Consider the following 9,542-nt stretch of genomic DNA (forward strand, 5'->3'; position numbering starts at 1 on the left):
AACTTCTCAAGCTACTGAATTAACGGCCATAGCCTTTCAGGTTAGCTTTCTTCAATGCAGACTCGTACTGACTGGACATCATCAGAGTTTGCACTTGAGCCATAAAGTCCATGATGACAACCACTACAATCAGCAGCGAGGTGCCGCCAAAGTAGAAGGGAACCTTCATGGCATCACGCATGAACTCCGGGATCAGGCAGATAAAAGTAATATACAGTGCGCCGATTAAGGTCAGACGTGTCATTACTTTATCGATGTACTTCGCCGTTTGCTCTCCCGGACGAATTCCCGGTACGAATGCACCAGACTTCTTCAGGTTATCTGCTGTTTCACGCGGGTTGAAAACCAACGCCGTGTAGAAGAAACAGAAGAAGATGATTGCAGTCGCATAGAGTAGCACATAAAGCGGCTGTCCTGGCTGCAAATACAGCGAAATTGTTGTCAGCCAGTTCCAACCGGTACCGCCCCCGAACCAGGATGCTATCGTCGCCGGGAACAGGATAATGCTGGAAGCAAAGATGGCTGGGATTACGCCCGCCATGTTCACTTTCAACGGTAAATGTGTGCTCTGTGCAGCATATACACGACGACCTTGCTGACGTTTAGCGTAGTTAACCACAATGCGGCGCTGGCCACGCTCAACGAAAATAACAAAGAACGTCACTGCAAATACAAGAACTGCAACCAACAGCAACAGAAGGAAGTGCAGGTCGCCTTGCCGCGCTTGCTCGATGGTATGGCCAATGGCCGGCGGTAAACCCGCAACAATACCCGCGAAGATAATGATCGAAATACCGTTACCGATACCTCGTTCAGTAATCTGTTCGCCCAGCCACATCAGGAACATGGTTCCGGTAACCAGACTTACAACAGCGGTAAAGTAGAAAGCAAAGCCTGGATTTAATACCAGGCCCTGCATTCCAGGCATATTCGGCAGACCGGTAGCAATACCGATCGACTGGAATATAGCCAGAACCAGTGTGCCGTAGCGAGTGTACTGGCTGATCTTACGACGACCAGCTTCACCCTCTTTCTTAATCTCGGCCAACGCGGGATGAACCACCGTCAGCAGCTGGATAATAATAGAGGCCGAAATATACGGCATAATACCCAGCGCGAAGATTGAGGCACGACTGAGAGCACCACCAGAGAACATGTTAAACATTTCAATGATGGTGCCACGCTGTTGCTCAAGCAGTTTGGCAAGTACAGTGGCATCGATACCGGGGATTGGAATAAAAGAGCCAATACGGAAGACAATCAGTGCACCGATTACAAACAACAGTCTGCGCTTCAGTTCACCAAAGCCACCTTTGGCACTTTGAAAATCTAATCCCGGTTGCTTTGCCATCTGCTACTTATTCCTCGATTTTACCGCCAGCAGCTTCGATTGCAGCACGAGCACCTTTGGTGACACGCAGACCACGAATCGTAACAGGTGCAGATACTTCACCAGACAGGATCACTTTCGCGAACTCAATCTGTACACCGATGATGTTAGCTGCTTTCAGCGTGTTCAGGTCGACGATACCGCCTTCCACTTTCGCCAGATCAGACAGACGCACTTCTGCAGTCACGAATGATTTGCGCGAGGTGAAGCCGAACTTCGGCAGACGACGGTACAGAGGCATCTGACCACCCTCGAAACCACGACGTACGCCACCGCCAGAACGAGACTTCTGACCTTTGTGACCACGACCGCCGGTTTTACCGAGGCCAGAACCGATACCACGGCCCAGACGCTTGGAAGCGTGTTTAGACCCTTCGGCCGGAGACAGAGTGTTTAAACGCATCTCTTACTCCTCCACTTTCAGCATGTAAGAAATCGCGTTGATCATACCGCGTACAGCTGGCGTGTCTTCACGCTCAACGGTGTGACCAATACGACGCAGACCCAGACCAACCAGAGTGGCTTTGTGCTTAGGCAGGCGGCCGATTGAGCTACGGGTTTGTGTAATTTTGATTGTCTTAGCCATCGTGATTACCCCAGAATTTCTTCAACGGATTTACCACGCTTGGCAGCAACCATATCCGGAGACTTCATATTGCCCAGGCCGTCGATAGTTGCACGAACCACGTTGATCGGGTTGGTGGAACCATAGGCTTTAGCCAGAACGTTATGAACTCCAGCGACTTCCAGAACGGCGCGCATTGCACCGCCGGCGATGATACCGGTACCTTCAGAAGCCGGCTGCATGAACACACGAGAACCCGTGTGCGCACCTTTAACCGGGTGCTGCAGGGTGCCGTGAGTCAGCGCGACATTAACCATATTGCGACGAGCTTTTTCCATCGCTTTCTGGATCGCTGCTGGAACTTCACGCGCTTTACCGTAACCAAAACCAACGCGGCCGTTACCATCACCCACTACAGTCAGAGCGGTGAAGGAGAAAATACGACCACCTTTCACAGTTTTAGAGACACGGTTTACCGCGATCAGTTTTTCCTGCAGGTCGCCAGCTTGTTTCTCGATGTGTGCCATCTTAGACCTCTACCTTAGAACTGAAGGCCAGCTTCACGAGCAGCATCTGCAAGTGCCTGGACGCGACCATGATATTGGAAACCGGAACGGTCGAAAGAAACATCTTTGATGCCTTTTTCGATAGCGCGCTCAGCCAGAGCTTTACCTACAGCTGCAGCGGCGTCTTTGTTACCGGTATACTTCAGTTGTTCAGCGATAGCTTTTTCTACAGTAGAAGCAGCAACCAGAACTTCGGAACCGTTCGGGGCGATTACCTGTGCGTAAATGTGACGCGGGGTACGATGTACCACCAGGCGAGTAGCACCCAGCTCTTTGAGCTTGCGACGTGCACGGGTCGCACGACGGATACGAGCAGATTTCTTATCCATAGTGTTACCTTACTTCTTCTTAGCCTCTTTGGTACGCACGACTTCGTCGGCGTAACGAACACCCTTGCCTTTGTAAGGCTCAGGACGACGGTAGGCGCGCAGATCAGCTGCAACCTGACCAATCAGCTGTTTATCAGCGCCTTTCAGCACGATCTCAGTCTGAGTTGGACATTCAGCAGTGATGCCGGCCGGCAGTGCATGGTCAACCGGGTGAGAGAAGCCCAGGGCCAGACTCACAGAGTTGCCTTTAACAGCTGCACGATAACCAACACCAACCAGTTGCAGCTTCTTGGTGAAGCCTTCGGTAACACCGATAACCATGCCGTTCAGCAGCGCACGTGCAGTACCTGCCTGTGCCCAACCATCCGCATAACCTTCGCGTGGAGCGAAAGTCAGGGCGTTGTCTGCATGCTTAACTTCTACAGCACTGTTGATAGTACGAGTCAGCTCGCCGTTTTTGCCTTTGATCGAAACTTCCTGACCGTTGAGTTTTACCTCTACGCCGGCAGGAACAACGACAGGTGCTTTTGCAACACGAGACATTTTATCCTCCGATTACGCTACGTAGCAGATAATTTCGCCACCAAGACCAGCCTGGCGCGCTGCACGATCAGTCATGACACCTTTAGAGGTAGAAATTACAGCAATGCCCAGACCGGCCATAACTTTTGGCAGCTCATCTTTTTTCTTATAGATGCGCAGACCTGGACGGCTAACACGCTGAATGCTTTCTACAACAGCTTTACCCTGGAAGTACTTAAGAGTCAGTTCCAGTTCCGGCTTGATGTCGCCTTCGATTTTAAAATCTTGAATATAGCCTTCTTCCTTCAGCACGTTGGCAATTGCCACTTTCAGCTTGGAGGAAGGCATAGAGACCGCAACTTTGTTCGCGGCCTGACCGTTACGGATACGGGTCAGCATATCCGCGATCGGATCTTGCATGCTCATCTGTGTTACTCCCGTGATTCAAATGGTGACAATTACCAGCTAGCCTTTTTCAGACCCGGGATTTCACCGCGCATTGCGGCTTCACGGACCTTGATACGGCTCAACCCAAACTTCCGCAGGAAACCGTGCGGACGACCTGTCTGACGGCAGCGGTTACGCTGACGTGAAGGGCTGGAATCACGCGGCAGACTCTGCAGCTTGAGAACGGCGTTCCAACGGTCTTCGTCGGATGCGTTCACATCAGAAATGATCGCTTTCAGTTCAGCGCGTTTTGCGAAGAACTTGTCTGCTAATTTCACACGCTTAACTTCGCGTGCTTTCATAGATTGCTTAGCCATTAAGTAACCCTACCTTACTTGCGGAACGGGAAGTCAAAGGCAGCCAGCAGAGCACGGCCTTCATCATCAGATTTCGCAGTAGTGGTAATGGTGATATCCAAACCACGAACGCGATCGACTTTGTCGTAGTCGATTTCTGGGAAGATGATCTGCTCACGAACGCCCATGCTGTAGTTACCACGACCGTCGAAAGACTTCGCGGACAGACCACGGAAGTCACGGATACGCGGTACAGCAATAGTGATCAGACGCTCAAAGAACTCCCACATGCGCTCGCCACGCAGAGTTACTTTACAGCCGATCGGATAGCCCTGACGGATTTTGAAGCCTGCAACTGATTTGCGTGCTTTGGTGATCAGCGGTTTTTGACCGGAGATTGCTGCCAGGTCAGCTGCTGCGTTATCCAGCAGTTTCTTGTCAGCGATCGCTTCACCAACACCCATGTTCAGGGTGATCTTCTCGACCCGAGGGACTTGCATGACAGAATTGTAGCCAAACTCTGTCATGAGTTTCTGGACTACTTCGTCTTTGTAGTAATCATGCAGTTTCGCCATCGTACTACTCCAAATTACTTGATAGTTTCGCTGTTAGACTTGAAGAAACGGACTTTTTTACCGTCTTCGAATCTAAAGCCTACACGGTCAGCCTTGCCGGTTGCCGCATTGAAGATTGCAACGTTAGAAACCTGAATAGCAGCTTCTTTTTCAACGATGCCGCCTGGTTGGTTCAGAGCCGGAACCGGCTTCTGGTGTTTCTTAACCAGGTTGATACCTTCAACGATGACCTTACCAGAAGTCAGGACATTCTTTACTTTACCGCGTTTACCTTTGTCTTTACCGGTAAGCACGATAACTTCGTCGTTACGACGGATTTTCGCTGCCATTGTTCGCTCCTTAGAGTACTTCTGGTGCCAGAGAGATAATTTTCATGAACTTTTCAGTACGAAGTTCACGAGTTACCGGCCCAAAAATACGCGTTCCGATAGGCTGCTCGCTGTTATTGTTCAGAATAACGCATGCATTACCATCGAAGCGAATGACAGAACCGTCCGGGCGACGAACACCCTTCCTGGTGCGCACCACTACCGCTTTCAGGACATCACCTTTTTTCACCTTGCCACGCGGAATTGCTTCCTTGATGGTCACTTTGATGATATCGCCGACGCCTGCGTAGCGACGGTGCGAGCCACCCAGAACCTTGATACACATTACGCGACGTGCACCGGAGTTGTCGGCGACGTTCAGCATAGTCTGTTCTTGGATCATTTTAGTGCTCCGCTAATGTCAACTACTACTTCGGGACCCAAACCTCAGGTCGTTAAAAAGCCCCATAATTGAGGGCGCGGCATTATAACACCGGTTCTCGCAGATGGGTAGAAAAAATGAACGGCTCCATAGAGCCGTTCATTTTGTTTTTAGAGGAAGCGGATTCTATTACAGAATCGCTTTCTCTACAACGCGAACCAGAGTCCAGGACTTAGTCTTGGACAGTGGACGGGTTTCGCGGATTTCAACCACGTCACCAATACCACACTCGTTGTTCTCGTCATGGATGTGCAGCTTAGTCGTACGCTTAATGAATTTACCGTAGATCGGGTGCTTCACGAAACGCTCGATAGCAACAACAGCAGATTTCTGCATTTTGTCACTAACAACACGACCCTGCAGAGTACGGATTTTATCGGTCATTACGCCGCCTTCTCAGTCAGTAAAGTCTTAACGCGTGCAACATCACGGCGAACTTGCTTCAGCAGATGGGTCTGCTGCAGCTGGCCAGATGCTGCCTGCATGCGCAGGTTAAACTGCTCGCGCAGGAGGTTAAGCAGCTCAGTGTTCAGCTCTTCAACGCTTTTTTCACGCAGCTCAGTTGCTTTCATTACATCACCGTCTTAGTTACAAAGGTGGTTTTGATAGGCAGTTTTGCTGCTGCCAGCTTGAATGCTTCACGGGCCAGCTCTTCCGGTACACCGTCCATTTCATACAGGACTTTACCAGGCTGGATCAGGGCAACCCAATACTCCACGTTACCCTTACCTTTACCCATACGCACTTCCAGCGGCTTCTCGGTGATTGGTTTGTCCGGGAATACACGGATCCAAATCTTACCTTGACGCTTAACTGCACGGGTCATAGCACGACGTGCTGCTTCGATCTGACGAGCAGTCAGACGACCACGGCCAACAGCTTTCAGACCGAAAGTACCGAAGCTAACATCCGTACCCTGCGCCAGACCGCGGTTACGGCCTTTGTGCACTTTACGGAATTTCGTACGCTTTGGTTGTAACATCAGCGACTCTCCTTACTTACGGCCTTTACGCTGCTGCTTTTTAGGTTGAGCAGCCGGTTCCGGTTGTTCAACAGCAGCCATACCACCCAGGATCTCACCTTTGAAGATCCATACCTTAACGCCGATTACACCATAAGTGGTGTGCGCTTCAGAGGTGTTGTAGTCAATGTCAGCACGCAGAGTGTGCAGCGGTACACGACCTTCACGGTACCATTCGGTACGTGCGATCTCAGCACCGCCCAGACGGCCGCTAACTTCAACTTTGATACCTTTAGCGCCCAGACGCATTGCGTTCTGTACAGCACGCTTCATCGCACGACGGAACATCACACGACGCTCCAGCTGTGAAGTGATGCTGTCAGCAACCAGTTTTGCGTCCAGTTCCGGTTTACGGACTTCGGCGATATTGATCTGTGCAGGAACGCCAGCGATGTTCGCTACGACCGTGCGCAGTTTTTCAACGTCTTCACCTTTTTTACCGATAACGATACCCGGGCGAGCGGTGTGAATGGTCACACGGATGCTCTTAGCCGGACGCTCGATAACGATGCGAGATACAGACGCTTTTGCCAGTTCTTTGTTCAGGAACTGACGTACTTTAAAGTCGCTGTCCAGGTTGTCAGCGAATTCTTTGGTGTTCGCAAACCAGGTAGAGTTCCATGGTTTTACAATACCCAGGCGAATACCATTAGGATGTACTTTCTGACCCATTGCTAGTCTCCAGAGTCTCAGCGATCGGACACAACCACAGTAATGTGGCTGGTGCGCTTCAGGATGCGATCTGCACGACCTTTAGCACGCGGCATAATGCGCTTCATGCTAGGGCCTTCATCTACGAAAATTTTCGCAACTTTCAGATCGTCGATATCAGCGCCATCGTTGTGTTCGGCGTTAGCAATGGCAGATTCCAGGACTTTCTTAACCAGTACAGCCGCTTTCTTGTTGGTGTAAGTCAGAATATCCAGAGCCTGCGACACTTTCTTACCGCGAATCAGGTCAGCAACAAGGCGAACCTTCTGAGCAGAAGAACGAGCATGGCGATGTTGAGCAATAGTTTCCATCTCTTCCTCCTACTTATTTCTTCTTGGCTTTCTTATCAGCAGCGTGGCCGCGATAAGTACGTGTCGGTGCAAATTCACCCAGCTTGTGGCCGACCATTTCGTCGGAAACAAAGACAGGAACGTGCTGACGACCATTATGGACAGCGATGGTCAAACCGATCATGTTAGGGAAGATCGTTGAACGACGGGACCAAGTGCGCAGGGGCTTCTTGTCACCGCTTTCCACCGCTTTCTCTACCTTCTTCAGCAAGTGCAGGTCAATAAAAGGACCTTTCTTGAGAGAACGTGGCATGGCTTATCCTCTAAAATTATTTGCTACGGCGACGTACGATAAATTTATCAGTACGCTTGTTGCTACGGGTCTTCTTACCTTTGGTCTGAACGCCCCACGGAGTTACCGGGTGCTTACCAAAGTTACGACCTTCACCACCACCGTGCGGGTGATCGACTGGGTTCATCGCAGTACCGCGAACGGTAGGACGAACACCACGCCAACGGGTTGCACCGGCTTTACCCAGAACGCGCAGCATGTGCTCAGCGTTACCGACTTCGCCCAGGGTTGCGCGGCAGTCAGCTTCGACTTTACGCATTTCGCCTGAACGCAGACGCAGGGTAACGTAGGAACCTTCACGCGCAACGATCTGCACGTAAGCACCAGCAGAACGGGCAATCTGACCGCCTTTACCTGGTTTCATTTCTACGTTATGCACGGTTGAACCAACCGGGATGTTACGCATCGGCAGGGTGTTACCTGCTTTGATCGCAGCATCAACGCCAGACTGAATCTGGTCGCCAGCTTTCAGGCCTTTAGGGGCCAGGATGTAACGGCGCTCGCCATCTTTGTACAGAACCAGTGCGATGTTCGCAGAACGGTTCGGATCGTACTCAAGACGCTCAACAACTGCCGGGATACCATCTTTGTTGCGTTTGAAGTCAACAATACGGTAAGCCTGCTTGTGACCACCACCGATATGACGGGTAGTGATACGACCATTGTTGTTACGACCACCGGATTTGCTGTTTTTTTCAACCAGCGCGGCAAAAGGCTTGCCTTTGTGCAGCTCAGGGTTCACCACTTTAACAACGTGACGACGACCCGGAGATGTCGGTTTACATTTAACAACTGCCATTGTCTTTCTCCTCCGACTTACTCAGCGCCGCCGACGAAGTCCAGGTTCTGGCCTTCTTTCAGGGTGACGTAAGCTTTTTTCCAGTCGCTACGACGACCGATACGCTGTCCGTGACGCTTAACTTTACCCTTAACAACCAGGGTGTTTACGTCTTTCACTTCTACTTCGAACAGTTTCTCAACAGCAGCAACGATCTCTGCTTTGGTCGCGTCTTTGGCAACTTTGAGAACGATGGTATTGGTTTTTTCCATCGCGGTTGATGCTTTTTCAGATACGTGCGGCGCGCGCAGTACTTTCAGCAGACGTTCTTCACGGATCATGCCAGCATCTCCTCAACTTGCTTAACTGCTTCTGCAGTCATAACGACTTTGTCGAAGGCGATCAGGCTAACTGGGTCGATACCCGCTGCATCACGCACGTCAACCTTGTACAGGTTACGCGCAGCCAGGAACAGATTCTCATCCAGTTCACCGGTGATGATCAGCACGTCTTCCAGCGCCATGTCTTTCAGTTTCTGTACCAGCAGCTTAGTTTTAGGCGCTTCAACAGAGAACGACTCGACAACGATCAGACGGTCCTGACGTACCAGCTCGGACAGGATGCTTTTCAGCGCGCCGCGGTACATCTTTTTGTTAACTTTTTGACTGTGGTCCTGTGGACGCGCAGCGAAGGTCACGCCACCTGAACGCCAGATCGGGCTCTTGATAGAACCTGAACGCGCACGGCCGGTGCCTTTCTGACGCCATGGCTTTTTGCCTGAACCAGTTACTTCAGCACGAGTTTTCTGCGCGCGAGTACCCTGACGAGCACCTGCAGCGTAAGCAACAACAACCTGGTGAACCAGCGCTTCGTTGAAATCACGACCGAAGGTAGTTTCGGAAACAGTCAGCGCGCTCTGCGCGTCTTTCAGTACTAATTCCATTGCTATC

General features: G+C 51.0%; 20 protein-coding genes. All 20 read right to left on the reverse strand.

The window, feature by feature from the left end; translation table 11 throughout:
- Nucleotides 1-19 precede the first annotated feature (19 nt).
- On the reverse strand, nt 20-1,351 hold the full coding sequence (gene secY, locus KOL70_RS10660) for a preprotein translocase subunit SecY (protein WP_021508222.1): 1,332 nt from the start codon (nt 1,349-1,351) through the stop codon (nt 20-22).
- 7 nt (nt 1,352-1,358) lie between these two features.
- Entirely contained in the window at nt 1,359-1,793 is a 435-nt protein-coding gene (gene rplO, locus KOL70_RS10665; RefSeq protein ID WP_021508221.1) for a 50S ribosomal protein L15, read from the reverse strand.
- A 3-nt stretch (nt 1,794-1,796) separates the two neighbouring features.
- A complete protein-coding gene (rpmD, locus tag KOL70_RS10670; protein ID WP_013510758.1) occupies nt 1,797-1,976 on the reverse strand; it encodes a 50S ribosomal protein L30 in 180 nt (59 codons plus the stop codon).
- 5 nt (nt 1,977-1,981) lie between these two features.
- Nucleotides 1,982-2,482: a 30S ribosomal protein S5 gene (gene rpsE / locus KOL70_RS10675; protein WP_010618560.1), complete on the reverse strand. Its 501-nt coding sequence runs from the start codon at nt 2,480-2,482 to the stop codon at nt 1,982-1,984.
- Nucleotides 2,483-2,496: 14 nt separating this feature from the next.
- Complete coding sequence (gene rplR / locus KOL70_RS10680; RefSeq protein WP_013510760.1) at nt 2,497-2,850, reverse strand: 50S ribosomal protein L18; 354 nt, start codon at nt 2,848-2,850, stop codon at nt 2,497-2,499.
- Between the two features lie 9 nt (nt 2,851-2,859).
- On the reverse strand, nt 2,860-3,393 hold the full coding sequence (rplF, locus tag KOL70_RS10685) for a 50S ribosomal protein L6 (RefSeq protein ID WP_007891676.1): 534 nt from the start codon (nt 3,391-3,393) through the stop codon (nt 2,860-2,862).
- A gap of 12 nt (nt 3,394-3,405) precedes the next feature.
- Nucleotides 3,406-3,798, reverse strand: a complete 393-nt coding sequence (gene rpsH / locus KOL70_RS10690; protein WP_021508220.1) for a 30S ribosomal protein S8 — start codon at nt 3,796-3,798, stop codon at nt 3,406-3,408.
- 32 nt (nt 3,799-3,830) lie between these two features.
- On the reverse strand, nt 3,831-4,136 hold the full coding sequence (rpsN, locus tag KOL70_RS10695) for a 30S ribosomal protein S14 (RefSeq protein WP_010618564.1): 306 nt from the start codon (nt 4,134-4,136) through the stop codon (nt 3,831-3,833).
- Between the two features lie 14 nt (nt 4,137-4,150).
- Entirely contained in the window at nt 4,151-4,690 is a 540-nt protein-coding gene (gene rplE / locus KOL70_RS10700) for a 50S ribosomal protein L5 (RefSeq protein ID WP_013510763.1), read from the reverse strand.
- Nucleotides 4,691-4,704: 14 nt separating this feature from the next.
- Entirely contained in the window at nt 4,705-5,019 is a 315-nt protein-coding gene (gene rplX / locus KOL70_RS10705) for a 50S ribosomal protein L24 (protein WP_021508218.1), read from the reverse strand.
- 10 nt (nt 5,020-5,029) lie between these two features.
- A complete protein-coding gene (gene rplN, locus KOL70_RS10710; RefSeq protein ID WP_006120590.1) occupies nt 5,030-5,401 on the reverse strand; it encodes a 50S ribosomal protein L14 in 372 nt (123 codons plus the stop codon).
- A 168-nt stretch (nt 5,402-5,569) separates the two neighbouring features.
- Entirely contained in the window at nt 5,570-5,824 is a 255-nt protein-coding gene (gene rpsQ, locus KOL70_RS10715) for a 30S ribosomal protein S17 (protein WP_010618568.1), read from the reverse strand.
- A complete protein-coding gene (gene rpmC, locus KOL70_RS10720; protein ID WP_021508217.1) occupies nt 5,824-6,012 on the reverse strand; it encodes a 50S ribosomal protein L29 in 189 nt (62 codons plus the stop codon). The genes rpsQ and rpmC overlap by 1 nt, the downstream gene beginning before the upstream one ends.
- Nucleotides 6,012-6,422, reverse strand: coding sequence for a 50S ribosomal protein L16 (gene rplP, locus KOL70_RS10725; RefSeq protein ID WP_002438716.1), 411 nt, complete (start codon nt 6,420-6,422; stop codon nt 6,012-6,014). The genes rpmC and rplP overlap by 1 nt, the downstream gene beginning before the upstream one ends.
- Nucleotides 6,423-6,434: 12 nt before the next feature.
- Nucleotides 6,435-7,133 (reverse strand): 30S ribosomal protein S3, encoded by a 699-nt coding sequence (gene rpsC / locus KOL70_RS10730; RefSeq protein WP_021508216.1) that lies wholly within the window; start codon nt 7,131-7,133, stop codon nt 6,435-6,437.
- Nucleotides 7,134-7,150: 17 nt separating this feature from the next.
- Nucleotides 7,151-7,483: a 50S ribosomal protein L22 gene (rplV, locus tag KOL70_RS10735; protein ID WP_007891659.1), complete on the reverse strand. Its 333-nt coding sequence runs from the start codon at nt 7,481-7,483 to the stop codon at nt 7,151-7,153.
- A 13-nt stretch (nt 7,484-7,496) separates the two neighbouring features.
- A complete protein-coding gene (gene rpsS, locus KOL70_RS10740) occupies nt 7,497-7,775 on the reverse strand; it encodes a 30S ribosomal protein S19 (protein WP_001138115.1) in 279 nt (92 codons plus the stop codon).
- Nucleotides 7,776-7,791: 16 nt separating this feature from the next.
- On the reverse strand, nt 7,792-8,613 hold the full coding sequence (gene rplB, locus KOL70_RS10745) for a 50S ribosomal protein L2 (protein ID WP_010618573.1): 822 nt from the start codon (nt 8,611-8,613) through the stop codon (nt 7,792-7,794).
- 17 nt (nt 8,614-8,630) lie between these two features.
- The gene (gene rplW, locus KOL70_RS10750) at nt 8,631-8,933 is read right to left on the reverse strand and encodes a 50S ribosomal protein L23 (protein ID WP_010618574.1); all 303 of its coding nucleotides are present in this window, start codon (nt 8,931-8,933) and stop codon (nt 8,631-8,633) included.
- Entirely contained in the window at nt 8,930-9,535 is a 606-nt protein-coding gene (rplD, locus tag KOL70_RS10755) for a 50S ribosomal protein L4 (protein WP_021508215.1), read from the reverse strand. Before rplD ends, rplW begins: the two co-directional genes overlap by 4 nt.
- Nucleotides 9,536-9,542 lie beyond the last annotated feature (7 nt).

Source organism: Pantoea sp. B270 (assembly GCF_018726825.1).
Classification (GTDB): domain Bacteria; phylum Pseudomonadota; class Gammaproteobacteria; order Enterobacterales; family Enterobacteriaceae; genus Pantoea; species Pantoea dispersa.

What these genes read in the sequence shown, in the direction of transcription:
- secY (WP_021508222.1), bottom strand. Translation starts at nt 1,351, where the DNA reads ATGGCAAAGCAACCGGGATTAGATTTTCAAAGTGCCAAAGGTGGCTTT.
- rplO (WP_021508221.1), bottom strand. Translation starts at nt 1,793, where the DNA reads ATGCGTTTAAACACTCTGTCTCCGGCCGAAGGGTCTAAACACGCTTCC.
- rpmD (WP_013510758.1), bottom strand. Translation starts at nt 1,976, where the DNA reads ATGGCTAAGACAATCAAAATTACACAAACCCGTAGCTCAATCGGCCGC.
- rpsE (WP_010618560.1), bottom strand. Translation starts at nt 2,482, where the DNA reads ATGGCACACATCGAGAAACAAGCTGGCGACCTGCAGGAAAAACTGATC.
- rplR (WP_013510760.1), bottom strand. Translation starts at nt 2,850, where the DNA reads ATGGATAAGAAATCTGCTCGTATCCGTCGTGCGACCCGTGCACGTCGC.
- rplF (WP_007891676.1), bottom strand. Translation starts at nt 3,393, where the DNA reads ATGTCTCGTGTTGCAAAAGCACCTGTCGTTGTTCCTGCCGGCGTAGAG.
- rpsH (WP_021508220.1), bottom strand. Translation starts at nt 3,798, where the DNA reads ATGAGCATGCAAGATCCGATCGCGGATATGCTGACCCGTATCCGTAAC.
- rpsN (WP_010618564.1), bottom strand. Translation starts at nt 4,136, where the DNA reads ATGGCTAAGCAATCTATGAAAGCACGCGAAGTTAAGCGTGTGAAATTA.
- rplE (WP_013510763.1), bottom strand. Translation starts at nt 4,690, where the DNA reads ATGGCGAAACTGCATGATTACTACAAAGACGAAGTAGTCCAGAAACTC.
- rplX (WP_021508218.1), bottom strand. Translation starts at nt 5,019, where the DNA reads ATGGCAGCGAAAATCCGTCGTAACGACGAAGTTATCGTGCTTACCGGT.
- rplN (WP_006120590.1), bottom strand. Translation starts at nt 5,401, where the DNA reads ATGATCCAAGAACAGACTATGCTGAACGTCGCCGACAACTCCGGTGCA.
- rpsQ (WP_010618568.1), bottom strand. Translation starts at nt 5,824, where the DNA reads ATGACCGATAAAATCCGTACTCTGCAGGGTCGTGTTGTTAGTGACAAA.
- rpmC (WP_021508217.1), bottom strand. Translation starts at nt 6,012, where the DNA reads ATGAAAGCAACTGAGCTGCGTGAAAAAAGCGTTGAAGAGCTGAACACT.
- rplP (WP_002438716.1), bottom strand. Translation starts at nt 6,422, where the DNA reads ATGTTACAACCAAAGCGTACGAAATTCCGTAAAGTGCACAAAGGCCGT.
- rpsC (WP_021508216.1), bottom strand. Translation starts at nt 7,133, where the DNA reads ATGGGTCAGAAAGTACATCCTAATGGTATTCGCCTGGGTATTGTAAAA.
- rplV (WP_007891659.1), bottom strand. Translation starts at nt 7,483, where the DNA reads ATGGAAACTATTGCTCAACATCGCCATGCTCGTTCTTCTGCTCAGAAG.
- rpsS (WP_001138115.1), bottom strand. Translation starts at nt 7,775, where the DNA reads ATGCCACGTTCTCTCAAGAAAGGTCCTTTTATTGACCTGCACTTGCTG.
- rplB (WP_010618573.1), bottom strand. Translation starts at nt 8,613, where the DNA reads ATGGCAGTTGTTAAATGTAAACCGACATCTCCGGGTCGTCGTCACGTT.
- rplW (WP_010618574.1), bottom strand. Translation starts at nt 8,933, where the DNA reads ATGATCCGTGAAGAACGTCTGCTGAAAGTACTGCGCGCGCCGCACGTA.
- rplD (WP_021508215.1), bottom strand. Translation starts at nt 9,535, where the DNA reads ATGGAATTAGTACTGAAAGACGCGCAGAGCGCGCTGACTGTTTCCGAA.